General features: G+C 37.9%; 22 protein-coding genes. 17 read left to right on the top strand and 5 right to left on the bottom strand.

Translation table 11 applies throughout. The features are described 5' to 3' along the window. Positions 1–29: 29 nt before the first annotated feature. From F598_RS0100825 to F598_RS0100805, 5 genes are all read right to left on the bottom strand, one after another. Positions 30–2,687, bottom strand: coding sequence for a BamA/OMP85 family outer membrane protein (locus F598_RS0100825; RefSeq protein ID WP_019037109.1), 2,658 nt, complete (start codon positions 2,685–2,687; stop codon positions 30–32). Continuing rightward, positions 2,623–3,360 carry an undecaprenyl pyrophosphate synthase gene (locus F598_RS0100820; protein ID WP_019037108.1) on the bottom strand — a complete coding sequence of 246 codons (738 nt, stop codon included), beginning with the start codon at positions 3,358–3,360 and terminating at the stop codon, positions 2,623–2,625. Before F598_RS0100820 ends, F598_RS0100825 begins: the two co-directional genes overlap by 65 nt. A 3-nt stretch (positions 3,361–3,363) precedes the next feature. After that, complete coding sequence (porG, locus tag F598_RS0100815; RefSeq protein ID WP_019037107.1) at positions 3,364–4,074, bottom strand: type IX secretion system protein PorG; 711 nt, start codon at positions 4,072–4,074, stop codon at positions 3,364–3,366. 98 nt (positions 4,075–4,172) lie between these two features. Further along, entirely contained in the window at positions 4,173–5,060 is an 888-nt protein-coding gene (locus tag F598_RS0100810; protein ID WP_026302428.1) for an NAD kinase, read from the bottom strand. Positions 5,061–5,064: 4 nt separating this feature from the next. After that, a complete protein-coding gene (locus F598_RS0100805; RefSeq protein WP_019037105.1) occupies positions 5,065–5,721 on the bottom strand; it encodes a CBS domain-containing protein in 657 nt (218 codons plus the stop codon). Between the two features lie 79 nt (positions 5,722–5,800). Here F598_RS0100805 and F598_RS0100800 point away from each other — a divergent pair, with 79 nt between their 5' ends. From F598_RS0100800 to tnpA, 17 genes are all read left to right on the top strand, one after another. Further along, positions 5,801–6,514: a pyridoxine 5'-phosphate synthase gene (locus F598_RS0100800; protein WP_019037104.1), complete on the top strand. Its 714-nt coding sequence runs from the start codon at positions 5,801–5,803 to the stop codon at positions 6,512–6,514. After that, positions 6,515–7,285, top strand: a complete 771-nt coding sequence (locus tag F598_RS0100795; RefSeq protein WP_019037103.1) for an alpha/beta fold hydrolase — start codon at positions 6,515–6,517, stop codon at positions 7,283–7,285. It abuts the gene before it with no gap. Between the two features lie 261 nt (positions 7,286–7,546). Further along, complete coding sequence (locus F598_RS0100790) at positions 7,547–10,348, top strand: TonB-dependent receptor (RefSeq protein WP_019037102.1); 2,802 nt, start codon at positions 7,547–7,549, stop codon at positions 10,346–10,348. Positions 10,349–10,360: 12 nt separating this feature from the next. Next, a complete protein-coding gene (locus F598_RS0100785) occupies positions 10,361–12,022 on the top strand; it encodes an SGNH/GDSL hydrolase family protein (RefSeq protein ID WP_019037101.1) in 1,662 nt (553 codons plus the stop codon). Positions 12,023–12,261: 239 nt separating this feature from the next. After that, positions 12,262–13,518, top strand: coding sequence for an OmpP1/FadL family transporter (locus tag F598_RS0100780; RefSeq protein ID WP_019037100.1), 1,257 nt, complete (start codon positions 12,262–12,264; stop codon positions 13,516–13,518). 8 nt (positions 13,519–13,526) lie between these two features. Continuing rightward, entirely contained in the window at positions 13,527–15,146 is a 1,620-nt protein-coding gene (locus F598_RS0100775) for an SGNH/GDSL hydrolase family protein (protein WP_026302427.1), read from the top strand. An 87-nt stretch (positions 15,147–15,233) separates the two neighbouring features. Next, entirely contained in the window at positions 15,234–15,584 is a 351-nt protein-coding gene (locus tag F598_RS0100770; protein ID WP_019037098.1) for a phage holin family protein, read from the top strand. Positions 15,585–15,652: 68 nt separating this feature from the next. After that, complete coding sequence (locus tag F598_RS0100765; protein ID WP_019037097.1) at positions 15,653–16,231, top strand: CPBP family intramembrane glutamic endopeptidase; 579 nt, start codon at positions 15,653–15,655, stop codon at positions 16,229–16,231. 104 nt (positions 16,232–16,335) lie between these two features. Next, positions 16,336–17,658, top strand: coding sequence for a trigger factor (gene tig / locus F598_RS0100760; protein WP_019037096.1), 1,323 nt, complete (start codon positions 16,336–16,338; stop codon positions 17,656–17,658). Positions 17,659–17,765: 107 nt separating this feature from the next. Beyond that, positions 17,766–18,440 carry an ATP-dependent Clp protease proteolytic subunit gene (locus F598_RS0100755; RefSeq protein WP_019037095.1) on the top strand — a complete coding sequence of 225 codons (675 nt, stop codon included), beginning with the start codon at positions 17,766–17,768 and terminating at the stop codon, positions 18,438–18,440. A gap of 3 nt (positions 18,441–18,443) precedes the next feature. Then, the gene (gene clpX, locus F598_RS0100750; RefSeq protein ID WP_019037094.1) at positions 18,444–19,676 is read left to right on the top strand and encodes an ATP-dependent Clp protease ATP-binding subunit ClpX; all 1,233 of its coding nucleotides are present in this window, start codon (positions 18,444–18,446) and stop codon (positions 19,674–19,676) included. 97 nt (positions 19,677–19,773) lie between these two features. Further along, positions 19,774–21,120, top strand: a complete 1,347-nt coding sequence (locus F598_RS0100745; protein WP_019037093.1) for a M24 family metallopeptidase — start codon at positions 19,774–19,776, stop codon at positions 21,118–21,120. A 199-nt stretch (positions 21,121–21,319) separates the two neighbouring features. Further along, positions 21,320–22,144, top strand: coding sequence for a prephenate dehydratase (locus F598_RS0100740; RefSeq protein ID WP_019037092.1), 825 nt, complete (start codon positions 21,320–21,322; stop codon positions 22,142–22,144). Next, complete coding sequence (locus F598_RS0100735; protein ID WP_019037091.1) at positions 22,141–23,301, top strand: pyridoxal phosphate-dependent aminotransferase; 1,161 nt, start codon at positions 22,141–22,143, stop codon at positions 23,299–23,301. The genes F598_RS0100740 and F598_RS0100735 overlap by 4 nt, the downstream gene beginning before the upstream one ends. Then, a complete protein-coding gene (locus F598_RS0100730; protein WP_019037090.1) occupies positions 23,298–24,152 on the top strand; it encodes a prephenate dehydrogenase in 855 nt (284 codons plus the stop codon). The genes F598_RS0100735 and F598_RS0100730 overlap by 4 nt, the downstream gene beginning before the upstream one ends. Positions 24,153–24,156: 4 nt before the next feature. Next, positions 24,157–25,239, top strand: a complete 1,083-nt coding sequence (locus F598_RS0100725; RefSeq protein WP_019037089.1) for a bifunctional 3-deoxy-7-phosphoheptulonate synthase/chorismate mutase type II — start codon at positions 24,157–24,159, stop codon at positions 25,237–25,239. A gap of 569 nt (positions 25,240–25,808) precedes the next feature. Further along, positions 25,809–26,273 carry an IS200/IS605 family transposase gene (gene tnpA, locus F598_RS0100720; protein ID WP_019037088.1) on the top strand — a complete coding sequence of 155 codons (465 nt, stop codon included), beginning with the start codon at positions 25,809–25,811 and terminating at the stop codon, positions 26,271–26,273. Positions 26,274–26,569: the final 296 nt, after the last annotated feature.

Genomic DNA, 26,569 nt, shown 5'->3' with positions numbered 1-26,569 from the left:
ATAAATTATGATTAAAAACCATGCCAAATTTAGAATTGTTGTCCAATTATAAAGTGAGTTTCCCAGCCATTGGCTCCAGTGTTACTTCCTGGGATAGGATCAAAACCATACCCAAAGTCGATTCCTAAAAGTCCGAAGGCAGGCATAAATATACGCAAACCAGCACCAGCAGAGCGACTCATCTCAAAAGGGGTAAAGTCCTTAAACTCGTCAAATGTAGCTCCACCTTCCATAAAGGCTAGACCATAAATAGACGCCGATGGTTTAAGCGTGATCGGGTATCTTAATTCCATGGTGTATTTATTATAAATCGAAGCTCCATCATTAAAACTCTCTTCGCCTCCTACGGTTCTGGATCTAGGCAATATCGATTGGTTTGGATAACCTCTTAAGGCAATAATTTCTCTACCGTCTAAAGCAAATCCTGCAAGTCCATCACCTCCTAAAAAGAAACGCTCAAAAGGAGGAATACCTCTGTCATTATTATAAGCCCCTAGGAATCCGTATTCAAATCGTGTTCTAAGAACTAATTTATCAAACAAATTATTGTACCAGTCACCGCTGAATTTCACCTTATAAAATTCCAGCCAATTGAATCGCTGTTGATCAATTCTTGCCAAAGCTTCGTTATCATTATTTTCAATAGCGACCCTTCGTTCGTCCCTTAATTCAGCATAATCAACATCGTTGAAGGCAGAATAAGGCAAAGTAAACTTTACAGAAAAATCAAATTCTGAACCTCCCATTGGAAAAATTGGGTTTTTGAACGTATTGTTTCTGTTTAATCCAACTGTAAATGACAAGTTGTTGGAGGTACCGTTAGGGAATCTAAATAAACCGATATTGTAATTGCTTAATTGAAAGTTTTGGTATCCAATCGCCGTAGACAAAGTAAAGTTTTGATCAGGTTCTCTCAATCGTTTTGCAAAACCTATGTTTATCCCGGAAATAGTAAAACTTCTGTCATTATCTGCTCTTCTTGTCAAGGGGTTGAACAGGAATTGAATGGTCTGCGATAAAGAAACCGAAAGCTGCACAGGCTTCTTTCCACCAAGCCAGGGCTCCACAAAAGATAAACTGTAATTCTGGAAAGCAATACTAGCTTGTGCTCTAAGAGATAAAGACTGGCCATCTCCCATTGGTACAGGTTTATAAGCTTCTTTATTGAATATATTTTTAATAGAGAAATTATTAAACCTTAAACCTAAAGTCCCAATAAATCCGCCGCCGCCATATCCACCTTGCAATTCAATCTGGCTACTACCTTGTTCTTCGACTACATACTGTAAATCCAAGGTTCCAGATTGAGGGTCGACATTTTCAAATTTCGGCTCAAGATTTTCTGCATTGAAAAAACCAAGTTGCCCCAATTCTCGAATGGTGCTCATCACATCCTGCTTGCTATATTGTTGTCCAGGACGGGTTCTTAAGTTTCTAAAGATGACATTGTCATTAGTCTTATCGTTTCCGTTGACAAATATTTCATTAAAATAAGCAATTTTACCTTCATTAATTCTAATCTCAAAATCGATAGTGTCGTTATAAATCCTGGTTTCTACTGGAGTGATATTAGAAAATAAATAGCCATTGTTTTGGTATAAGTTGGTAATGTCATTGGCGTCGGGTTTTTCAGTATTGGCAATTTTATTCTGAATTACCGTACCGTTATAAGGGTCGCCTTTTCTGATTCCCATCAATTGATTCAGTTGTGCGTCGGTGTAAGCAGAATTCCCTAAAAACTCAATATCTCCAAAATAATAACGATCTCCTTCATTCACTTCAATGTTGAGCGCTATCTCAGTATCCGATTTTACAATCATAGAATCGCTCACAATTCTCGCGTCACGATACCCTTTTTCTTTAAATTTTTTGACAATTCTTTCCTTGTCGGCTTCGTACTCATCTTCAATAAATTTTGAACGTTTCCAAAACCTCAGGAAAAATTTCTCCTTGGTTTTTTTCATCATTCGTTTCACCTTCCAGTCAGAAAAAACTTCATTCCCCTCTATATTTATTGAGCTTATTTTTACCTTATCTCCTCGCTCGATATTTACTGTCATATCTACAAGATTATCTGTGGAAGTAGTATCTACAGCAGGTCGAGTAGTGATGTTAGCTTTGGCATTGAGATAGCCTTTTTCTTTGTATTTATCTTCGAGATTATTACGTAGATTGATAATGAAATTCTCGGTTACTTTTGTGTTTTTTTGGAGTTGGTTATCCTTAACAATTTCAGAGCGTTTACGCTTCTTGACCCCTCTAATTTTTACTTCATTAAGCTTGGGGACTTCAACAATTTCAAGCTGCAAGTCTGCTGTGTCTCCGTCGACATTTTTGAGGTAAAAATTGATGTCACTGAACAACTTAAGGTCCCAAAGCTTTTTCAAAACTTTGCTAATCCGATCTCCTGGAATATAAATCTCTTCTCCTTTTTTAAGCCCTGTGAAGGCAATAACAGTTTGTTCATTATAACTGGAAGAGCCTATGACTTCTATTTCACCTAGTGTATATTTTTTACCTGCGGCTTGTTGAGGTGTATTTTGAGCCGTTGTGACTGCGCTAATCAATAAAAAGGCTAGAATAGATATATATCTTATTATTCTAGCAAACAATAAGGAGTACTTAAAGTTGTTCACTTGTTTTTCCAAATCTTCTTTCTCTTTTTTGGTATTCGTAAATTGCTTCAAAAAGGTTTTCTTTTCTGAAATCCGGCCACAACACATCAGTGAAATATAGCTCAGCGTATGCCATTTGCCACAATAAGAAATTGCTTATGCGCTGCTCACCACTGGTGCGAATCATCATGTCTACATCTGGCAAATTTTGGGTGTAAAGATGCTTATTTATTGTAGATTCATCAATACTTTCTGAATCTATTATATTATTTTTTACCTTATCACTTATTTTTTTTACGACCTGAATTATTTCCTCTCTCGATCCGTAGCTTAGGGCTAAAGTGAGTGTCATGTGTGTGTTTCGAGCTGTTTTGCTCATGACTTCACTCAATTCTTTCCTAGCCTTGGAGGGTAAATTCTCGATGCAGCCAATGGCCTGGAGCTTAATTTTGTTTTCCTGTAATGTTTTAATCTCTTTTTTTAGAGAAGACACCAGAAGCTTCATTAAGGTTTGAACTTCCAGTTTAGGTCGATTCCAATTTTCTGTAGAAAATGCATACAGCGTTAGGTTTTTAACGCCAAGTTCTGCGCAGCCTTCTACTGTATCTCTTACTGCTTTAGTCCCTCTTTCATGTCCTTTTACACGAAGTAAACCCTGGTTTTTTGCCCATCGACCGTTACCATCCATGATGATGGCAATATGTTTGGGTAGCTTTTCGACAATGATGTTTGACTTAAAATCCATTCACTAAAAATTGCAGTAACAAGGCTTACGACCAAATGTATAGGTTAGCGTTATTCCTGAAAAAATGTACCAATCGTTCATATTAGAATTGCCAAAGGTAGGATAATTTGTTTGACTGTTTATTTCTTCCGGGTTACTTCCGTCCAAATTGTCTGAAAAGGTGTAACGAGCCCCAAATTCTGCAGCTAAAATCCAATGTCTGCTAAGCGTTCCTTTAACCCCAAAAACCAGTGGTAACGCAAAACTTGAAGTCGATTCTCCTTCTACAAGCTCATTGTTTTCTAGAATAAATTCATTTGTGAAAAAGTAAGTAGGTCCAGTGTAGATGTAAGGAGTAAACAAAGGCCGTTTTAAGGCGTGAAGATCCCATTCCAAAAAATTAAATTCTAAGCCAAGAGATATTTCGTTAATCGAGGACTTAAAAGCATAACCCCTATTGAATCGTCTTGGCTCGTCAGATCTAAGATCATTTCCAAAGGTGTTAATTCTCATTGCGCTCAATCGAAACGCATGTCTTGGGCTTCGATTCCACTTAGCAATAGCTCCATAAGATATTTTATCTGTGCTTAGGTAATCCTTTGGGCTCATAAAAGATGCAGATCCAACATCGCCTACAAAATTGGTCCCGCCGAGCATTAAGCCTATCTCGTAGGTTTGAGCTTGAGAACGTTGAATCCCACATACTAGTAAGATGCCAATAAGAATATATCTCATAGATTTTCAAAAGTTTGCAAATATATAAATATTGAATTCAACACTCTGCGTTTTATACAGTTGTCTTCTAAGAACACTTTAAAGCTGTAATTATTGTTTTAATTTCGCTTATCTTGACCCCAAAGTAATTTCTTCCTTAAGGTGGTTATGAAGCTATCATTATGCAACCAAACCAGTTTTACATTAAAGTCTGCTTTTTTGATATGAACTGTGGTGTCTTTATCCAGGCTAGAAAGCCGAGAGTCCAAGGATATAAGGTACTGCTTATCTCTGCCGGATATCTTCAATTTGATGTTGAGATGATCTGGAATAACCAAGGGTCTGGCATTCAGATTGTGTGGGGCAATAGGGGTTAAGATAAAACTTTTGGTTTGAGGGGTAACTATAGGACCACCACAACTTAAAGAGTAGCCTGTGGATCCTGTAGGAGTTGAAATTATAATACCATCAGACCAATAAGAATTTAAAAACTCATCATCCAGCCAAGTCTCTATAGTAATCATGGAAGTGGTCTCTTTTCGGCTTATTGCTACATCGTTGAGGGCGTAAGAAAAATCTCCAAGAGTGGAGGTTTTAGAATCCAATTTTACTTCTAGTAGCGAGCGCTCAGATACTTTATAATGGCCCTCCAAAATGTCTTCAATACTTTTTTTAATCTCATCTTTATGAACTGTCGCCAGAAATCCTAGTCTTCCAGTATTGATTCCAATAATCGGTATGTTGAGATGCTTTACAAATTTTACAGCAGATAATATGGTACCATCGCCACCAATGGTAAAAAATAAATCTACTTTTTCATCTAAACTTTCAAAGGTATGGATGCCATCAAATCCAACCACCGAGTTTTGTTTTTCCAAAAGTTTGAAATATTCCTTTTCAATAACAACATCGATACGCTGGGTGCTTAAAACTTTCAAAAGCTGTATCAGGTACTTCTCAGTTTCAGGATAAAATGCCTGTCCAAAAATGGCGACGCGACTTACCATAGGTTTATATGTCAAGATATTTATTGAGGTAATCTGAATGTTCTTTTAAATCTTCAGCGAATAGATCTTCGGGATGCTCACTAAGGATTTGATATTCATAACGTCTAAACGTTTGTAAAATCTCATTGATGCCTTGACGCTCAATTTTTATGGTGATTTCTACAAAATCTTGTGTGAGTTGACTTACATACATTCCAGATACTCTAGCGTTTAGGGTTTCGACTAACTGGGCCACCTCACTAAAGGAAAAACTAGCTCTATCTTTTTTCAAAATAATAACTTCACCTTCGTTGGCAACAAAAGGGGTTTCTCCAAAAAGATCCAGAACATCTTCCAGCCTCATAGCACCAATGTAGTTTTTATTTTCATCGAGTATAGGCAGGAGGTTAGTTTGGTGATTGGCAAATTCGTGAATGAGGTCCAAATTCGATTTATGGGTTTCTACATAAAACAATTCTATGAGATACTTATGATCAGATAGTGTAGAACTTGGATCTAAATCAATAAGGTCATCTCTATTAATGCTGCCTTTAAAAATTCCTTTTTTGAAGACAGGTAAATGATTTAAGTGAGTGGATCCAAAAGCTTTTTTAAGGTCAGAAATCCTATCTGAAACTTCAATAGACTTTATACTGTGATTTATAAATTGTTGCCAAATCATATAATGATCTTTTCATGCAAAATACATAAAATAGGAGCAAAGTCTCTCTTTTGATTGTATTTTTGTTTAAAAACTAACAATGATTAGACTTAGTGTTAATATAAACAAAATCGCAACGCTTAGGAACGCAAGAGGAGGTAATATACCTAATGTAGTGGACGCTGCCAAACGATTAGAATCATTTGGAGCACAGGGAATCACCGTGCATCCAAGGCCAGACGAACGCCATATTCGTTATGCAGATGTGAGAGAGTTAACCAAAGTGGTGACGACTGAATTCAATATTGAGGGGAACCCCAATCCAAAGTTTATCGAACTGGTGCTAGAATCCAAGCCTGCACAAGTGACCTTGGTCCCCGATGCAGAGGATGTGTTAACCTCTAATGCTGGTTGGGACACTGTAGAACACAAAGATTTTTTAAAAGAAGTCATTGCTAAATTTAAAGCCAATGGTATCCGTACTTCCATTTTCGTAGATCCCCAGATTGAAATGGTAAGAGGGGCCGCTGAAGTGGGTACAGACCGAATTGAGCTTTACACTGAAGCTTTTGCAGAGGGTTACCCTGTAGATAAGATAAAGGCTATACAGCCCTACATTATTTGTGCTGAAGAAGCAAAAAAGTTAGGCTTAGGAATTAATGCTGGTCACGATTTATCTCTAGATAATATTGCTTTTTTTGCAGAAAAACTTCCCTTCATAGACGAGGTGTCTATTGGTCATGCACTTATTTCTGAAGCTTTATACGACGGACTCGAGTCTGTTGTAAAGTCTTATTTGAAAAAATTGAGCTGAATGAAACTACACTCTAAAATAAAAGGAAATGGAAATCCTTTAATCATTCTTCACGGATTTTTAGGCATGGGAGACAACTGGAAAACACTGGCCAATTCCTATGCTAAAGAAGGTTTTGAAGTGCATTTAGTAGATCAAAGAAATCATGGTAGAAGTCCTCATGATGAAGCTTTTAACTACGAGCTCTTGGCTGAAGATTTGAAAGCATACCTAAAAGAGAAAGACATCAAAAGCGCTTCAATTATAGGGCATTCTATGGGCGGGAAAACTGCAATGCGTTTTGCAACGCTTTATCCCAAGATGATAGATAAGTTGATCATTGTGGATATAGCGCCAAAATATTATCCACCTCATCATCAACAGATCTTAGAAGGACTTCAAGCCATAGCTGATTCAAAGCTTTCTTCCAGAACCGATGCCGATGAGCTATTAGCTAATTATATTACAGAATTACCGGTAAGACAGTTTTTACTCAAAAATCTATATTGGAAAACTCAAAATGAAATGGCTTTAAGAATGAATCTTAAAGCGCTTCAATCTAACATAGCAGAAATAGGTAAAGCCTTACCTTTGGGATCCACTTATTCAAAAGAAACCCTTTTTATTAGGGGTGGTAATTCCGACTACATAAAAGATAGTGATAAATCGCAAATTGCTAGTCACTTCCAAAATTTTACGATTGAAACAATTCCTAATGCAGGGCACTGGATTCACGCAGAAAAAAGAGAAGATTTTTTAAAATTAAGTCTTGAATTTCTTACCAGAGAATAGACAGATTTCAATTTTTTAACACAGTAAACGCGCTTAAGTTTCAAGGCAACTGAAAAAGGATGTCGTGTCCTTAACATTTATTAACTTCTAAAACAAAATTGAAGCCTCACAATTAGGTTTTGAAATGGACATTCGTAATTATTTGTTTAATTAATTGACGATTTATTAAAGTAATGCAGTCTAAAGTCATATTTATTTAAATCTGCATTGTTAATTAAATATTAATTATTTAGTTTAGCTTTAACTAAACAACAAATAACTATGAGATCAATATTAAATCTTCTTTTTTTTATCTTTTGCTTGTCCTCCTTTTCTCAAACTGTAGTCAAGGGAACCGTAAAAGATAATTCTGGTATACCCTTGCCGGGTGCTAACGTGTTAATAGCAAATTCCGACGTAGGAACTACCTCAGATTTTGAGGGTAGGTTTGAGTTAACTACCGATCAAGCGCCTCCTTTTGATATTGTTATATCATTTACTGGCTTTGAAAACTCAATCGTTAGAGTAGAAAACGCATCTCAGACCATTGATGTTGCTTTAAAATTAAGCAGTCAGTTAGATGAGGTAGTTATATCAGCTTCCAGAACGCCAGAACGGATTTTTGAATCTCCAGTTACGGTGGAACGTTTTGGTATCAAAGAAGTGCGTCAAACCGCCTCAGCAGACTTTTATGGAGGATTGGAAAATCTTAAAGGGGTAGACATCAATAAAAACAGTCTTACCTTCAAATCTATTAACACGAGAGGTTTTGCAGGATTTGCGAATGCCCGTTTTATGCAGCTTGTAGATGGTATGGACAATTCTGCTCCAGCTCTTAACTTTCCATTGGGTAATTTAATTGGTATGGTGGAGACAGATGTACAAAGTGTTGAAATTCTACCAGGAGCTTCATCTGGGCTCTATGGTGCTAATGCTTTTAACGGTATTTTATTTATGAGAAGTAAGAACCCATTCGACTTCTCTGGAATCAGTGGTTATGTTAAGCAGGGGATAACCTCTCAGGATGCCGCAGGAGACAATTCTTTTACAGATGTAGGAATACGAATCGCTCACAAGTTTAGCGATAAATTTGCCGCCAAAGTGAATCTAGGATATTTAAAAGGAACCGATTGGTGGGCGACCAACCAAGATGATAAACTGAATAGGGGTTTGACAAGAGCTGATACAGATTATGATGGAATCAATATTTATGGAGACGAGGTGTCTACCAATATAAGAACGGCCTCGGGTGGTCTTGGTATAATTCCAGATGTAGAAGTGAGTAGAACCGGATACGATGAAGTCGATCTTACTAATTATAATGCGGAAAGCTTAAAGGCAGACTGGGGCCTATATTATAGACCCTGGGGAGACGATTTTGAAATTCAATATGTGGGTAAGATAGGAAGTGGTAATACGATTTATCAGGGCGCTAACCGATACAATATCAAAAACTTTATTCTTCAGCAACATAAAATTGAAGTCAAAAACAACAATTTCTTTGTAAGAGCTTATGTTAACGAAGATGATGCTGGAGATTCTTACGATATGGTATTCACAGGGATTAACATCAACAGAGCCTGGAAAAGTGATGCCGATTGGTTTGGAGATTACATAAACACCTATGCAGGAATTGAGCTCTCTGGAAACCCTCAAGGACTCACCACACAGCAAAAACATAACGCTGCAAGGGCTGCTGCAGATACAGGAAGACTCATACCAGGTACTCCAGAATTTCAAAATGCCTTTAATGAGGTGACATCAAATCCGGATTTGAGTGAAGGATCACAATTTCAAGACAACTCCAGATTTTACCATTCGGATGCCAATTATAATTTCGGACATTTATGGGACTTTGCAGAAGTCCAGGTCGGTGGATCTTTAAGGGTTTACGAACTCAATTCCGGAGGAACTATTTATACCGATACCGATGGAAGCATAGGATATTCAGAATTTGGACTTTACACTCAAATTCAGAAAGATGTTGACATCTCCGATATGGTAAAGATGAAACTTACAGGGTCTTTAAGGTATGATAAATCAGAATTGTTCGATGGTTTCTTTTCTCCAAGACTTTCTGCAGGGTTTACTATTGCGAAAGATCACAACATTCGGGCTTCTTTTCAAACTGGCTTTAGAAATCCAACAACCCAAGATCTTTACATTGGTCTAGATGTTGGAAGAGCGGTGTTGATTGGTGGTGCATTTGATAACCCAGAAAGATATTCGAAGCAATTTAGTGTTGCCGATGGAAATTTAAGTCCATTTGGTGCTTCTATCTTAGGGTCACCTACTTTAGATTTAGACGGGACAGGAGCTTACGAAAATTCATTCACTGCAAACTCTGTGAACCAGGATTTCTCTCAGTCTGGAAATCCAGCTGATCTTGAAATTGGTAACTCAAGTCTTGCCACTCCAGAACAGGTTTCTTCATTCGAGTTAGGATACCGAGGCAAAGAAGGTGGAGTAGTATTAGATGCCTCTGTTTATTATAATATTTATCAGGATTTCTTATCCAATGAAAATGTCATCGCTCCATTTTACGGTGATGTTGAATTGACAGAAACTGTTCCCGGCACTAACACACCACTTGCGGTTGCAGCGATAGCAAATGGAGATTTTCAGGTGTTTCAAACCTATACCAACACAGAGCAAGAAGTAAGATCTTACGGAGGAGCGATTGGCCTTTCTACAAAGGTCTTTAATGGATTTGACTTAAGCACTAACTATACGTATGCTTTATTAGATTTTGATGTGGCTGCAAATCCTAATGTAAGATTAGGTTTTAATACTCCAGAACATCAGGTTAAAACCTCATTTGGGCACACAGACCTTTTTGAAAATTTTGGTTTCAATGTATCCTGGAGATGGAGAGATACTTACTTCTGGGAAGCGAGTTTTGGAGACGGTGTAGTACCATCATTTAATGTTTTTGATGCACAAGTTAATTACAGAATTCCAAAATATAAATCTACACTTAAGCTTGGCGCAGCCAACTTATTACAGGATGAATACTTTACTGCATTTGGTACAGGTTTTATAGGATCTCAATACTATATTTCACTAACCATTAATAACTTTTAAAAACTATTATTGATGAAAAATTCTAAATACTTTCTCTTTGCTCTTTTAATTATAGGCCTTTCAGCATGTGAAAACGATGCCTTTGAAGATTTAAAAGAAAGAGCTTCCCAGGATATTGAAGAAACTGAAAACTTTACAATTGGCGATGCAGACTTTACAACTTATGTATCGCTGGGAAATTCATTGACAGCAGGATTTTCCGATGGTGCTCTATATCGTGTTTCCCAGGAAAATTCAATGCCTTCTATATTATCAAGTCAATTTGCTTTTGTTGCAAACACAGAGCCATTTACTCAGCCTTTAATGAACGATAATATTGGAGGGCTTTTAGCCGGAGGTAATCCACTTCCAGGATTTGAACCAAGATTAGTTTTTGATGGTTCGGGACCTGTTCCGTTATCTCAACTGGTTGAAGGCATACAACCTACAACAGATATTTTAAGCAATAACCCTAGCGGCCCTTTTAATAATCTCGGAGTGCCAGGAGCAAAGAGTTTTCATTTATTAGCTCCTGGGTACGGAGATTTTTCGGGAGTGATTTCAAATCCGCCCACAGCAAATCCATATTTTGTAAGAATGGCAAGTTCACCACAAACTACCATTTTAGCGGATGCTATAGCACAGCAGCCCACATTTGTCTCTTTATGGATTGGTAACAATGATGTGTTAGGGTATGCACTTTCTGGGGGAGATGGTTCGGACCCTATAACACCTTTGGAAGGACCTCCAGGAGTTGGTTTTCAGCAAACTTATCAAGCTATTGTGGGTTCTTTGGTTGGTAATCTCCCTAATGTTCAAGCTGTATTAGGAAATATTCCCAATGTCACTGCAATTCCTCATTTTACAACCGTACCTCATAATCCCTTAGATCCTTCGAATCCTGATTTTGGTGACCAGATTCCCACTTTAAACTCAATTTATGGTGCTGTTAACCAGGTATTTCAGGCTTTAGGAGAGACAGAAAGAGTTATAGAATTTTCTGCTGAAGGTGCGAATGCAGTCGTTATCGAAGACGAAAACCTTACAGATTTATCAGCTCAAATTTCAGGAGCTTTGGCTCCAAACCCAGAATTTATAGCATTTGTGGTGAGTCTCGGGTTGCCGGAACAGGCTGCCCCACAGGTCGCCGGACTTTTGGGTGAAGCTTATGGACAGGCCAGGCAAGCTACCCCAAATGATCTTTTGGTTTTGCCTAGTAGTTCAGTAATTGGTACTGTAAATAGTTCAAGCGTTGCTTTCTTGGTCTCTCAAGGAATACCTCAAACCTTAGCGGGTCAATTTTCAGTAGAAGGGATTTCACTTCCTTTAGAAGATAAATGGGTTTTACTTCCAGAGGAGCAAGATGAAATCTTTAACGCCACAGTAGAATTTAATCAGGTGATTAGTGCTGCTGCCACAGCTAATGGCTTTGCTTTACTTGATGCTAATGCCTTACTGGATCAGATAGCTTCTGTAGGCGTAAGTCAAAATAACCTTATACTAACATCAGAGTTAGTAACTGGCGGTGCTTTTTCTTTAGATGGAGTTCATCCTACCTCTCGTGGATATGCTTTAATAGCCAACGAGATTCTAAAAGCTATAGATTCTGCATATGGAACAAACTTTGAAGCTTCTGGGAATTTAGTCGACATATCTGAATTTAATACAACCTATGCTCCCTCTTTGTTGAATTAACTTTGGCGTATTAGAATAACCAACTCATAGTCCAAAAAGCCAAAAAAACTTTTGTAAAAGTTTTTTTTGGCTTTTCAATTTTTAGAAATGAATAATATTATCATTTATCTAAGGCTCAACTAATTACTATAATCTTTTTTCCAAACCTTTTAAAGAATACAACTTCAATGTTGTGAGATTCCTAATTAATGATAAATTTGGCTTAGATTTTTTGAATTTCATAAACAAATATTGATAATATGAAGAACTTTTTAATTTCAGGATTGCTTCTTATGTTAGCTTCAGCATCAGCTTATGCGGGAGGTTACAGAGTAGCTGCGCAAGGACAAAGAGCTCTTGCTATGGGACATGCAGGCGTAGGTGTCGTGAATAGTGCCGAAACCGCTTTTTTTAATCCATCAGGCTTAGTGTATTTAGAAGATAAGTTTACAGTATCCGCTGGGATAACTGGGGTATTTTCTAATGTGAAATGGCAAAATACCTCGACTGGACAATTTGCAGAAACTCAGCAAGATCCAGGAACTCCTTTTTATTTTCATGCGGCTTATAAAGTAACGGAATGGATGAGCTTAGGCCTTTCTGTATCAACGCCTTTTGGAAGTTCTGTTGAGTGGGAGCAAGACTGGGCTGGGTCACACTTGGTGAATGATATTGAACTTTCAGCCATATTTATTCAGCCTCTTGTTTCGTTGAAATTATCAGAGCATTTTAGTATTGGTGGTGGGCCAATTTTTGTAACGGGTAATGTGAACTTTAATAGGAATGCTAACAGAACACTTACTGATGAACAGGGAAACAGATCCAATATCACCATAGACGATTCAGGGGTTACCAATACAGGCTGGAGTGCGAGTTTCATGTTTACTCCTGTAGAAGAATTGAGAATAGGTTTTAATTACCGTTCAGAAATTCTGCTCAACGCAGAAGGAGGAGAAGCCACTTTTGCGAATTTCCCAAATTCTACATTAACACCTCAAAACGGCACCACTGCTTTTGATGCAACACTTCCACTACCAGCAGAATTAACCATGGGCTTTGCTTATCAGCCCAATGAAAAATGGCTATTCGCTTTTGATTACCAACGTGCGTTTTGGGATGTTTACAATTCGCTAGATATCGATTTTGCAGATCCTAATGTACCAACTTCCATTAATCCAAGAAATTATAAAAACGCTTCTACTTATAGATTTGGTGCTCAATATAAAGCTACTGATGATTTAATGCTTAGAGTAGGCTATTACTTTGATGAGTCTCCAGTACAGGAAGGATTTTTTGCACCTGAAACACCAAGAAATGATGGTAACGGCTATACCGCAGGTTTATCTTTCCAGGTTTCAGAAAAATTAGCTATAGATGCTTCATTCTTGTACTTAAGGTTTAAAGAGGTAGATGCTTCTTATGATTCTTACGTTGAGAATGGTCAAAATGTTCCTTTTAGAGGAACTTATAAATCCAATGCACTATTGCCAGGAATTGGTGTAACTTATAAATTATAATTAAGACGATGAAAAACTATATAAAATACTTACCATTTTTAGCCTTGGGTCTCATGGCATGTGAGCCAGAGTTTGATAATGGAATCGAAGAAAATGAAGTGTATACCAATGGTGAAGCAGATTTCTCTAACTATGTTGCTTTAGGAAACTCACTAACTGCTGGATTTGCCGATAATGCACTTTACGTAGAAGGTCAACAGAACTCATTTCCTAACATTTTAGCAGGTCAATTTGAACTCGTTGGTGGAGGAGAATTTACTCAGCCCCTAATGGCAGATAATCTAGGGGGATTAAAATTAAATGGCAATCAGATCACTCAAAACAGATTAGTCTTATCATCGAATGCAGGACAACCTGTAGGTCCTCAGCCCTTAGCTGGAGATCCACAAACAGAAATCACTAACATACTTGAGGGACCCTTTAATAATATGGGAGTCCCGGGAGCAAAAAGTTATCATTTATTGGCTGAAGGCTATGGGAATGTCGCTGGAGTTTTAGCTGGACAGGCTAATCCTTATTTTGCAAGATTTGCTTCTTCACCACAAACCACCATCCTTGCCGATGCCCTTGCTCAAAATCCAACATTCTTTTCCTTATGGATTGGAAATAACGATATTTTAGGATTTGCAACAAGTGGTGGAACAGGAGTTGATCAAACAGGTAACTTAGATCCATCGACTTATGCGGGTAACGATATCTCAGACCCTAACGTTTTCGCTGGAGCCTACAGTGGTTTAATTGAAGGCTTAACAGCTTCAGCTTCAGGTGGCGTGGTCTATAACATTCCGGATGTGACAGACATTCCATTTTTTACAACAGTTCCATCGACTCCATTAGACCCTACTGATCCTGCATTTGCAGCTCAAATTCCAACTTTGAATATGGTATATGGCGCCATAAATCAGGTATTCGTTGCATTACAACAGCCTAGTCGCGTGATACAATTTTCAACCGACGCCGCTAGTGCGGTGGTAATTGAAGACGAATCTCTCACAGATCTTTCTGCGCAAATTGAAGGAGCCTTAGCTCCAAACCCAGAATTTATCCAATTGGTGCAAAGTTTTGGTCTTCCTGCAGCAGCAGCTCCACAAGTTGCAGCAGTTTTGGGAGATACTTACGGACAAGCTAGACAAGCTCAGCCTGAAGACTTGCTTTTATTGACCAGTAGTTCAGTGATAGGAAATGTAGATGCCGATCGTGTTGCTGCGCTTGTAGCACAAGGATTTCCTCAAGAAGTCGCAGGACAATTTTCTGCACAAGGTATTACTCTTCCCTTATCAGATCAATTTGTGTTAACAACAGATGAAATCAGTTTAATAGATAATGCAAGAACGTCTTATAACGCAACTATACAAGGTCTAGCGCAGGCTAATGGCTTAGCCTTCGTCGATGTTGACGGCCTATTACAAACCGTAAGTGAGGGCATCAGCTTCCCTGGAGGAGTTATTACTTCCACATTTGTGAGTGGTGGTGGATTTTCTCTGGATGGAGTGCATCTAACCCCTAGAGGCTATGCATTGGTTGCTAATGAAACCTTAAGAGCCATTAACATGACTTATGGTTCCGATCTTCCTGAAGTTAACTTAGGAGATTATGGAACCATCACATTAAGTGATAACGTCAACTAAAATTAACAAAAGATCACAAAAAAAACTGCTACAGCTGAAAGGTTGTAGCAGTTTTTTTATTTTTGATATCAACCTAAACCTATACTGATGAAAACCCTACTACAAATTATTTTGACAGGTATTATCGTTTTGATTTTATCTAATATCTTAGGAGGCGTTTATGTAGAAGATTTTTTTACATCTGTAGTTGTTGCTGCAATTTTAGCTTTACTTAATATTTTTGTAAAACCCATACTTCTCATTTTCACACTCCCCGTAACTGTTCTAACCTTTGGTTTGTTTCTACTAGTTATTAATGGACTCATCATTTTAATGGCCGATGGACTCATCAGTGGTTTCGAAGTCGATGGATTTTGGTGGGCAGTTTTGTTCAGTATTCTCTTATCCCTTCTGCAGTCTATATTCTTCTCTGTTGCAGAACGTTCGGGAAGACGATAATATATGATTTATCACGACACTAAGCCCATTTTAAATGGTTTTCTATCTATTTTCAAATTTTATTTAAAATGAAGCTGACTAAAACGGCCATGTTTTCTTTATCTGTGTTCACTCTGTTTGGGTTTAGTGGTTTCGCCTATCTGATCCTTGCATTTGTAGACGATGTAGATTACTTCGACATGTTTCAATATGATGAGTTGTTGCTCTCTGTTGCATCAGGTCTTGGGTTTGGTGGTTTAGCAGCTTTGCTGGGTTTTTTATTATTGAAACTGTCTTTTCTAAAGGAGACCAGTACTTTCTACGCTAGTCTGTTTAAAGATATAGAATTGCATTGGACAGATATTTTCTTTTATTCATTCTGTGCAGGAGTAGGCGAGGAAATCTTATTTAGAGGTGCGCTTCAACCACTTATGGGATTGTGGGTAGCAGCAATTCTCTTTGTATTACTACACGGGTATATTTCTTTAAAAGACTGGAAGAAATCTATTTATGGTTTTTTTCTAATATTGGTTTCAGCAGGATTTGGATATCTCACCTTGTATTTTGATCTCTACGCCGCAATGGCCGCTCATTTTATTTTTGATGTGATTATGTTTTTTAAATTAAAGAAAGATGCACACTTAAGTCCTTCAGAGAACGACTCCTGATTTTAGAATTATTTAAGGATTCTAAACCTTTGCCTGTTTATAAAAACTTGGTAAGCAGTGAAATAAATTGTAATTTTGCACTTTTAAAAAAATAATCCTTTAGAATGAATATAACGAGAGAAGACAAAGATCAACTGAATTCTGTAGTCAAAATTAATATTGAAAAAGAGGACTATAGTCCAAAAGTAGAAAAAGTACTGAAAGACTATCGCAAAACCGCCAATATTCCTGGATTTAGAAAAGGAATGGTACCTATGGGAATGATCAAAAAGCAATATGGTCAAGCTGTGCTGGTAGATGAGGTCAATAAGCTACTACAAGATTCACTTAATTCTTATATCACAGAAGAAAAGTTGGATATTCTAGGAAACCCCCTCCCAAAACCACAGGATGATCTTAACTGGGATGCAGATGATTATACGTTTGAATTTGAATTAGGATTAGCTCCAGAATTTGATGTCACTCTGGAAGGTGAAGGTCCGGTGACTTATTATAATATTTCTGCTGATGAAGAAATGATCGATAATCAGATCAAGACCATCCAGCGACAGTACGGTAAATTAGTTACTCAGGAAGAAGTTAAAGAAGAGTATACCGTAGTGGGAACATTCCATAATGTGGAAGAAGGCATTGAAAACGAAGCGACTTTTAAAGTTGAAGATATCGATGGTAAAACGAATAAAAAGGAACTCCTTGGTGCTAAAGTAGGAGATCAAGTCACCTTAAAGTCCAATAAGCTTTTTAAAGATGATGAGACTTTAGCCAGACATTTAGGAGTCGAAAAAGTTAAAGCTGAAGGGCTTAAAGTCGATTTGACATTCACTATCAAAGAAATTAATGAACAAATTTTAGCTGAACTTAATCAGGAGTTGTTTGATAAAGCTTTTGGCGAAGGTGAGGTAACTTCAGAAAAAGAAGCCAGAGAAAAAATTGCAGAGCAATCTAAACAAACTTTCCAACAGCAAGGCGATCAGCAGTTTTTCAATGACGTGACAGAGCATCTGATTGAAAAAGCTAATATCGACTTACCTTCAGAATTTCTTCAGAAGTGGTTGCAGACTCAAGGTGAAAAGCAACTGAATGAGGAAGAAGCTAAAGAAGAATATGAGAAGAGCGAAAAAGGCATCAAGTATCAATTGATTGAGGCTAAGATCGCAAAAGACAACGATCTTAAGGTTGAAGTTGAAGACGTTAAGAAAGTCGCTAAAGAAAAGATCAAGATGCAGATGATGCAGTTTGGTCAAATGGATTTCCCAGAAGATCAAATGGATGGAATTGTTCAAAACTTAATGTCCAATCAGGAGCAAGTGAGACAATTTTCAGAAGAGGTGATGGTACAAAAACTTTTAGAGCTCTATAAAGACAAGATGGAGGTAAAAGAAAAAGAAGTAACTTACAAAGAGTTTGTAGATACGATATACAAGTAGATCGATCTTACATAAGATAGAGCATATAGCTTGAAGTTAACATTTAGTAAAAGACGTATGCTAGAGTTTAGCTTCAAGCTATATTCGTTATAAAAACAGAGGATACTATGAATATGGATAAAGAGTTCAAAAAGTTTGCCACCAAAGATCAGGGTGTCAATACTAATTATTACGATAAAGTCATCACTAGTATGATCCCTACAGCGATGACACCAAATATTATTGAAGAGCGCCAGATGAATGCTGTAGCCATGGATGTTTTTTCCAGGTTGATGATGGATAGAATCATCTTCTTAGGCACCCCTATCAACGATCAGGTCGCGAATATCATTCAGGCGCAACTATTATTTTTAGAAAGTACAGATTCGTCTAAGGATATACAGATTTATATCAATTCTCCAGGTGGAAGCGTGTATGCGGGTTTAGGTATTTATGATACCATGCAGTTCATCAAACCTGATGTAGCAACCATCAATACAGGAATTGCTGCTTCTATGGGTGCCGTGCTTTTATGTGCTGGAACTGCAGGAAAACGAAGTGGTTTACCGCATTCCAGAGTGATGATTCACCAGCCTATGGGAGGCGCACAAGGGCAGGCAGATGATATTGAAATTACAGCCAATCAAATCCTCCTTCTGAAAGAAGAATTATATAAAATCATTTCAAAACATTCAGGGAAATCTTACGATGAGGTTTACAATGACGGAGATAGAGATTTTTGGATGAAATCTGAAGCTGCCAAAGATTATGGAATGATCGATGAAATATTGACAAGAGACTAAATTATGGCAAAGGAAGAGTTAGAATGTTCATTTTGTGGACGTAAAAAAGCAGAAACCAACTTGCTTATTGCAGGCTTGGATGCTCATATTTGCGACCGCTGTATTGAGCAGGCTCATGGTATTGTATTAGAAGAGTCAAAACAAGATAGTACAGAAGAGCTTACTACAGAATTGAAGTTAAGAAAACCAAAAGCTATCAAAGAATTTTTAGATAGCTATGTGATTGGTCAGGACCAGACCAAAAAGGTGATGTCTGTAGCTGTATACAATCATTACAAACGTTTGCTTCAGCCAAAATCCAATGATGATATTGAAATTCAAAAAAGCAATATCATTATGGCGGGTCAAACAGGTACTGGTAAGACACTAGTGGCCAAAACTATTGCTAGAATGCTCAACGTGCCTTTAGCCATTGTAGATGCAACAGTGTTGACCGAAGCAGGTTATGTAGGTGAAGATGTTGAAACTATTTTGACTAAACTTCTAGCTGCTGCAGACTATAACGTTGAGAAAGCAGAGCATGGTATCGTGTTTATTGATGAAATTGATAAGATTGCCCGCAAAAGTGATAACCCATCAATCACTAGAGATGTAAGTGGAGAGGGTGTTCAGCAAGCCTTACTAAAACTTTTGGAAGGGACTTCAGTGAATGTGCCTCCAAAGGGTGGAAGAAAGCACCCAGATCAAAAATTTATTGAAGTCAATACCGAAAATATTTTATTTATAGCTGGTGGGGCTTTTGATGGCATCGAAAAAAACATATCCAAGAGACTGAATATGCAGGCGGTTGGCTATGGAGCTTCCAAATTAGGGGAGAGTGTAGATAAAGAAAATATTCTGCAGTATATCATCCCTAAAGACCTTAAAGATTATGGCTTGATTCCCGAAATCATCGGACGTCTTCCCGTATTAACTTATATGGATCCGTTGGATAAAGAAACTTTAAGACTGATTTTGACAGAGCCTAAAAATGCTATCATTAAGCAGTACCAAAAGTTATTTGAAATGGATAATATCGATTTCCAAATTACGGATGGAGCTCTCGATTTTATTGTAGAAAAGGCATTAGAATATAAACTCGGGGCAAGAGGTTTGCGTTCGTTGTGTGAAGCCATATTCACTGATGCGATGTTTGATTTGCCAGAAAGTGATGAAACAGAATTTAAAGTCACCAAATCCTATGCTGAGAAAGCTCTGGAGCGGACAAGCTTAAGAAAATTAAAAGCAGTCAGTTAGATTGAGTATAAAACTTAAATCAAGCCTTAGCAAATTTATTGTTAAGGCTTTTTTTATGCTTATTATTCCTATTTTAGTGTTCAATAATTATTTAAGCATGAAATTAACAACTTTATTACTGGCTTTTCTTTGCACTTTATCTGTCTATTCTCAGGACTTTGCAATATTATCTCAGCAAGAACAATCTAAAGTGATTGATCGGTGGCTTGGCGAACGTTTGGACTCAATTTTACCTGAGGTGATGGATCGTGCAGATATAGATATGTGGCTGGTCATTTCCAGAGAGTACAACGAAGATCCTATTATTAAAACACTATTACCCAGCACTTGGCTTGCAGCTAGAAGGAGAACCATGTTGCTGATGTATAAACCAAATGGTAGTGATAAAGTTGAAACCCTTGCGGTAGCAAGGTATAATGTAGGAGATCGTTTTCAGAAAGCCTGGGATCCAGAAGAAGTGCCTAACCAATGGAAGCGATTAGTTGAGCTGATCAAAGAACGAAATCCAAAACGTATTGGAATCAATATTTCAGATGATTTTGGCCATGCTGATGGGTTAAATTACACTGAGCATCAGCTCTTACTTGAGCATCTGCCAAAAAAATATCAAAACCGACTGGTCTCTGCAGAAGAGCTCGCTGTAGGTTGGCTGGAGACAAGAACTGCTTCAGAAATGGCGACCTATAAACATGTGCAGAGCATAGCCCATAATATTATTCAGGAAGGTTTGTCTGAACAAGTCATTACTCCTGGCGTCACCGGTACCAGGGATGTAGTTTGGTGGTATAGAGATAAAATAAGGGCTTTAGGTCTTCAAGCCTGGTTTCATCCTACCGTCGATATTCAAAGGGCAAGCGCAGAAAGTAAAGAGCACTTAAGAACGTTTGATAAGAACCCAGATCCTGATGTCATTATGCCTGGGGATGTACTCCACATGGATTTTGGGATTACATATTTAAGACTTAACACAGACACCCAGCAATTGGCCTATGTTTTAAAGGCTGATGAAAAAGAAGTGCCCAACTATCTCGTTGAGGCTTTAGCTGTAGGAAATAGGCTTCAAGATATTCTAACGACCAATTTTAAAACGGGTCGAACAGGGAATGAAATTTTAAAAGCGGCCAGAACTCAAATGAAAGCTGAAGATATCAACGGTACCATCTATACTCATCCCATGGGTTATCATGGCCATGCTGCAGGACCTACTATAGGCATGTGGGATAACCAGGGTGAAGTTCCTGGGTCTGGCAATTATCAACTTTACCCCAACACGGTTTATGCAATAGAGCTGAATGCTGAAGTCTATCTTGAAGAATGGCAAAAACCATTTCGAGTGATGCTGGAAGAAGGGGCCTATTTTGACGGGGAAGAGGTGATTTATCTCAATGGTCGTCAGAAAGAATTTTTAACCATTCCAAGACAGGAATCTTACTTAAAAGATTAAATTATTGAATTTTATTCAGTTTTGAACTTGTTTATTCAAAATAAATTTTAATTTAGTCCATTATAATAGAACATATGTCAGCTCGTTTTTACTTTTATTACAACTTTTATTTTGCTATTCCAGCGAAACGAGGTTGATATGAAATAAATTCAGTGTCAAAATATACAAAGCCTCGTTTTATACGAGGCTTTTTTAGTTTATGAGAAATAAAGTCGCCATACAAGGAATTAAAGGATCTAACCATTACAAAGCTCTTACCGAGCTTTTTGAAATCGAGGATGTAGAGGTCTTGGAGTGTACTACATTTCAACGATTGACCCAGGCCGTAGTTTCAGGAGAAGCTCATAAGGCCGTGATGGCTATAGAAAATTCGATTGCAGGAAGCATACTGCCCAATTACAGACTTATTTTGGATCATCAGCTCCAAATTACTGCAGAGCATTATATAAATATCAGTCATAACTTAGTGGCACTTCCCGGTCAGAAATTATCAGATTTGCTTGAGGTAAGGTCCCACCAAATGGCGCTTCATCAATGCAGTAATTTTTTTTCAGAGCAGGTTCATCTCAATCTGATTGAAGATGTGGATACAGCGCTTCCAGCTCAAATTATTGCCCAGCAACAAATCTTTGGCGTGGGCGCTTTGGTTCCAAAAGGAACAGCAGAACTTTTTGATTTAAGTGTTATTGTGGAAGATATTCAGAACAATAGCCTGAATGAAACCCGGTTTGTCGTCATTGAAAATCAGGTAGAGATTCAAGCAGAAGTTAACAAAGCAACCATTCAGTTTGAAATTGATCACGAATCGGGGAGTCTTGCTAAGGTATTGAATACGATGGCCGAGCATCACTTAAATCTATCAAAAATTCAAAGTATTCCTATCCCTAACGATATATGGAGGTATTCCTTCATTGTGGATGTGAGTTTTTCTAATCCGATTCATTTTCAGAAGGCATTTTCAGAATTATCAAAAATAAGTATCAATCCGACCTGTGTAGGTCAATATAAAAGTGGAAAGTCATGATTTCAGTATCCAACCGACTTCAGGAAACCAAAGAATACTACTTCAGTAAAAAGCTGAGGGAAGTGGCACAGCTTAAGAAACAAGGCAAGCCAATCATCAACTTAGGTATAGGAAGCCCGGATTTGGCTCCGCCAGATGAGGTCGTCGAAGAGTTGATGAAAGCCACTCAGGCTCCGGGGGCTTATCAGTACCAAGCTTACAAAGGACTTGATGAACTTCGTGAGGCGATGTGCAATTTTTACTCAACCCATTATGGTGTTACTGTGGATCAAGATCAGGAAGTCTTGCCTTTGATGGGTTCCAAAGAGGGTATTGCTTTGATTTCTATGGCTTTTTTAAACGAAGGCGATCAGGTGCTGGTTCCCAATCCTGGGTATCCAACTTATCAGGCCGCTACTAAATTGTTGAATGCAGAACTGCTTTACTATGATTTGGTAGAAGCAAAATCTTGGCATCCAGATGTTGAAGCCCTGCAAAAGCTTGACTTATCAAACGTCAAAGTCATGTGGATCAATTATCCTAATATGCCTACTGGTGAACCTGTGAATTCGAAAAAGCTTCAGGAATTGATTCAATTTGCGAAGTCTAATGATATTCTTTTAGTCAACGACAATCCTTATAGCATGGTTCTGACTGAAGACAAATTCTCAATCTTTCAATTAGAGGGAGCAGAAGAGGTTTGTCTCGAGTTGAATTCCCTAAGTAAATCCTTTAACCTTGCCGGCTTCCGTGTGGGCTTTCTAGTCGGTAATTCTGAATTTGTCTCAGCAGTACTCAAAGTGAAAAGCAACATGGACAGCGGGATGTTTTTTCCCATTCAGAAGGCAGCTACTAAAGCCTTAAAATTGAATTTAGATTGGTTTGAAGCTCAAAACGACGTCTATAAGAAACGTCGAGCCATCGTGTGGGACATCTGCGAGTCGTTAGATTTAAGTGTCAATACGGATGCCGTAAGTTTATTCGTCTGGGCTAAAATTAATTCTGAGCATACTGCGGAAGAACTCGCGGATGAATTGCTCTACGATCGTGACATATTTGTGACTCCGGGAACGGTTTTCGGCTCTAATGGCGCAAAGTATCTTCGATTTTCACTTTGCGTTTCCGAAGAGGAGCTCAACGTGTGCAAACAAAGAATTTTAAAACCAAAAGCCGTATGAATGTAGCTATTGTTGGTTTAGGACTTATTGGAGGGTCTTTTGCTTTATCTCAAAAATTGAACTTTCCTTCTTTTAAGCGTTTTGGGGTTGATAATAATCCTGAACATGAAAAGAAAGCCCTGCGATTGGGAATTATCGAAAATGTATTAAAGGATGGTCAGATTTCAGAAATGGATGTTGTAGTGGTCTCTATACCCGTAGATAAGTCAGCTCAAGTGATTCAGGATATATTAAACCAAGTCCACTCCAAAGCTTTGGTGATCGATATGGGATCCACCAAAGGTCTGCTTTGTGAAGCCATAGCAAAGCACCCCAAACGCGATCAGTTCTTAGCAGCTCATCCCATCGCCGGAACAGAGTTTTCTGGCCCGGAAGCTGCATTTGCTTCCTTATTTGAAGATAAGACCATGATTTTTTGTGATGTTGAGGCTACAAGGCCAGAGCTTCATAAACGCGCCAAAGCATTGGTAGAGCCTTTACATATGAAATTGAAGTATATGACAGCGAGAGGTCACGATAAGCATTTGGCTTATGTGTCTCACTTGTCTCACATTAGTTCTTTTATGCTGGGGAGAACGGTGCTTCAAATGGAGCAGAACGATAAAACTATTTTTGATTTGGCTGGTAGTGGTTTTGCTTCCACGGTAAGGCTGGCTAAATCTAACCCTGTCACCTGGACCGCTATTTTTAAAGAAAATCGTGAAGAAGTAGCTCAGGCTTTAGAAGGTTATATTGAGAATTTGAAGGTTTTTAAAAGACAACTTGAAATCGAAAATTATTCAGATATACATCAGCAGCTGGCTGAAGTCAATTCATTAAAACCAATTTTAAACGGAATTTTAAACAAGTAAGATTATGGAAATTAACAACACACAGCGCCAATGGTTAGAAGCTTTAAATTTGGAGCACCCTTTGGTGATTGCTGGCCCATGTAGTGCAGAAACCGAGGAGCAGGTCGTTAAGATAGCGCAGCAGTTAAAAGATACCGATACCAGCGTAATGCGCGCAGGTATCTGGAAGCCAAGAACCAGACCAGGAAATTTTGAAGGTGTAGGCGCTATAGGCTTAGAATGGCTAAAAACTGCTAAAGCCGAAACTGGCATGAAGCTAGCAACAGAGGTTGCCAATAAAACCCACGTAGAATTGGCGTTGAAGGCAGACATCGATGTATTGTGGATTGGAGCAAGAAGCACAGTAAGTCCATTTATAGTTCAGGAGATCGCCGATGCGCTGAATGGAACCGATAAAACCGTGTTGGTCAAAAATCCTGTTAATCCAGACCTTTCCCTTTGGCTAGGAGCTGTAGAACGACTTTATGATGCGAACATCAAAAACTTAGGAGTCATCCACAGGGGCTTTTCTACTTATGAAAAAACCAAATACAGAAACAATCCAGAATGGCAAATTGCTATTGATTTACAGACCGAATACCCTGATTTGCCTATCATCTTAGATCCTTCTCATATTGCTGGACGTCGTGATATTATTTTTGACATCTGCCAGACTGGGCTAGATCTTAATTTTGATGGCATCATGGTCGAAACCCACTTCGATCCAGATAATGCCTGGAGTGATGCTAAGCAGCAAATTACTCCAAAAGCTTTAGACCAGATGACAATTGATCTTAAGATGAGGAAAGAGTTTACCGAAGCGACTGCCTTTCAGAATAAGCTCCAGACCTTAAGAACCAAAATAGATGTTGTAGATCATCAGTTGATTGATCTGATGGGAAAACGTATGGGTATTGCCGATGAAATTGGAGCTCTGAAAAAGAAAAACAATGTGGCTATTCTTCAGACCAAACGCTGGAATTTTATTTTAGACCGGATGATCGCCGCTGGAGAAGAGCATAATTTGAGTGAAGAATTCATCACCAAAATCCTAAAGGCGATTCATGAAGAATCCATCAGTCATCAGCATAAAATCATCAGTGAGTAGCTTCTAAAAATAATAATATAAATCTGCTTTTTAAGCACAGATTTAGTCGACTGATAATGTTTGATTTTTTCGAAATCGTAAATCAGATATCAGGACTAGGTCCCTACGAATTTTGTTATAGGTTAATATTTTATAAGGATTTCAGGACTACGCCCCTATGTGGAGATATTAGACTTTTGGCACGTCTTTTTAGGATCCAGATTTGGAACAATCAAATCTTCATAAATAGCGTAGGTCAGTTATTCTTGTAGCAATTTAAATTAAGATAAAGGAATGCCACTAAGGATGTAGTCTCCGAAAACACGATGTTTTGATATTTAATTGCCCCAATTTAAGGGTAAAGCTTTGTTATTTATTTTGTAATATTTCAGGTTCCCAGTCAAATGGCGTAGCCCCCTCTCTCTTCATCTAACTATTTATTTTTACAATCATTTTAGTATGAATGAAGGGGCGTAGCTCTGCAATCGTTGTAGATGATATGAATATATTGTAGGAAGAGGCATCGCCTTGACATCTCTATATCATTTTTTGATATATATTAGAGGTATATAGCTGTCATACTTAAAATAATGGCAAATACCTACACGCAATTATACATTCAATTTGTCTTTTCCGTAAAAGGAAGGCAAAACTTCGTTAAAGAATCTTTTAGGGAAGAATTAGAAAAGGTGATGTGTGGGATTGTAACTCATCATAATTGTAAAACTTATGCTATCTATTGTAATCCAGACCATACACATATCTTTATCGGAATGCATCCTAATATATCGCCATCTAAGTTGATGGAACAGGTGAAATCAGGTTCTTCGAAGTGGATAAATGAAAAGGAATTTATCAAAGGAAAATTCTGCTGGCAGAAAGGTTTTGGAGCATTCTCTTATTCCAAATCTCATATAGATCGAGTAGTCAAGTATGTGTTGAATCAGCCAGAACATCATAAAAAGCAATCTTTTAGAGAAGAGCATTTATTGTTTTTAAAAAAGTTTGAAGTGGATTATGATACAAAGTATGTGTTTGAGTGGTATGATGAATAAGGCTGTAAGTAAGATATCAGGGCTACGCCCCTTAAGAAAATAGTTTAGCATTGGACTTACTAAGATTTCAGGACGCTGTCCCTCAATTTCTGAAACATCTTTTTTTCTAAGATAACTTAAGGGCTACACCACTCTTAAAGATAATTTAGTTTTGGACTCACGATGATTTGAGGGCTCTGTCCCTAATCTTTTCGACCACAACTAATTTTCACGAAGACTTCAGAGCTCAGCTCTTTAATTCTAGCTTAAAACTTGAATTTGGATAGAGGCGCTTTAGCTCTTTAATTTTTCATTGA

This window comes from Psychroflexus tropicus DSM 15496 (assembly GCF_000378765.1).
GTDB classification, from domain to species: domain Bacteria; phylum Bacteroidota; class Bacteroidia; order Flavobacteriales; family Flavobacteriaceae; genus Psychroflexus; species Psychroflexus tropicus.
The sequence above is the reverse complement of the archived record's forward strand: the minus strand, read 5'-3'. Positions and strand labels throughout refer to the sequence as shown.

What these genes read in the sequence shown, in the direction of transcription:
- F598_RS0100820 (WP_019037108.1), bottom strand. Translation starts at nt 3,360, where the DNA reads ATGGATTTTAAGTCAAACATCATTGTCGAAAAGCTACCCAAACATATT.
- porG (WP_019037107.1), bottom strand. Translation starts at nt 4,074, where the DNA reads ATGAGATATATTCTTATTGGCATCTTACTAGTATGTGGGATTCAACGT.
- F598_RS0100810 (WP_026302428.1), bottom strand. Translation starts at nt 5,060, where the DNA reads ATGGTAAGTCGCGTCGCCATTTTTGGACAGGCATTTTATCCTGAAACT.
- F598_RS0100805 (WP_019037105.1), bottom strand. Translation starts at nt 5,721, where the DNA reads ATGATTTGGCAACAATTTATAAATCACAGTATAAAGTCTATTGAAGTT.
- F598_RS0100800 (WP_019037104.1), top strand. Translation starts at nt 5,801, where the DNA reads ATGATTAGACTTAGTGTTAATATAAACAAAATCGCAACGCTTAGGAAC.
- F598_RS0100795 (WP_019037103.1), top strand. Translation starts at nt 6,515, where the DNA reads ATGAAACTACACTCTAAAATAAAAGGAAATGGAAATCCTTTAATCATT.
- F598_RS0100790 (WP_019037102.1), top strand. Translation starts at nt 7,547, where the DNA reads ATGAGATCAATATTAAATCTTCTTTTTTTTATCTTTTGCTTGTCCTCC.
- F598_RS0100785 (WP_019037101.1), top strand. Translation starts at nt 10,361, where the DNA reads ATGAAAAATTCTAAATACTTTCTCTTTGCTCTTTTAATTATAGGCCTT.
- F598_RS0100780 (WP_019037100.1), top strand. Translation starts at nt 12,262, where the DNA reads ATGAAGAACTTTTTAATTTCAGGATTGCTTCTTATGTTAGCTTCAGCA.
- F598_RS0100775 (WP_026302427.1), top strand. Translation starts at nt 13,527, where the DNA reads ATGAAAAACTATATAAAATACTTACCATTTTTAGCCTTGGGTCTCATG.
- F598_RS0100770 (WP_019037098.1), top strand. Translation starts at nt 15,234, where the DNA reads ATGAAAACCCTACTACAAATTATTTTGACAGGTATTATCGTTTTGATT.
- F598_RS0100765 (WP_019037097.1), top strand. Translation starts at nt 15,653, where the DNA reads ATGAAGCTGACTAAAACGGCCATGTTTTCTTTATCTGTGTTCACTCTG.
- tig (WP_019037096.1), top strand. Translation starts at nt 16,336, where the DNA reads ATGAATATAACGAGAGAAGACAAAGATCAACTGAATTCTGTAGTCAAA.
- F598_RS0100755 (WP_019037095.1), top strand. Translation starts at nt 17,766, where the DNA reads ATGAATATGGATAAAGAGTTCAAAAAGTTTGCCACCAAAGATCAGGGT.
- clpX (WP_019037094.1), top strand. Translation starts at nt 18,444, where the DNA reads ATGGCAAAGGAAGAGTTAGAATGTTCATTTTGTGGACGTAAAAAAGCA.
- F598_RS0100745 (WP_019037093.1), top strand. Translation starts at nt 19,774, where the DNA reads ATGAAATTAACAACTTTATTACTGGCTTTTCTTTGCACTTTATCTGTC.
- F598_RS0100740 (WP_019037092.1), top strand. Translation starts at nt 21,320, where the DNA reads ATGAGAAATAAAGTCGCCATACAAGGAATTAAAGGATCTAACCATTAC.
- F598_RS0100735 (WP_019037091.1), top strand. Translation starts at nt 22,141, where the DNA reads ATGATTTCAGTATCCAACCGACTTCAGGAAACCAAAGAATACTACTTC.
- F598_RS0100730 (WP_019037090.1), top strand. Translation starts at nt 23,298, where the DNA reads ATGAATGTAGCTATTGTTGGTTTAGGACTTATTGGAGGGTCTTTTGCT.
- F598_RS0100725 (WP_019037089.1), top strand. Translation starts at nt 24,157, where the DNA reads ATGGAAATTAACAACACACAGCGCCAATGGTTAGAAGCTTTAAATTTG.
- tnpA (WP_019037088.1), top strand. Translation starts at nt 25,809, where the DNA reads ATGGCAAATACCTACACGCAATTATACATTCAATTTGTCTTTTCCGTA.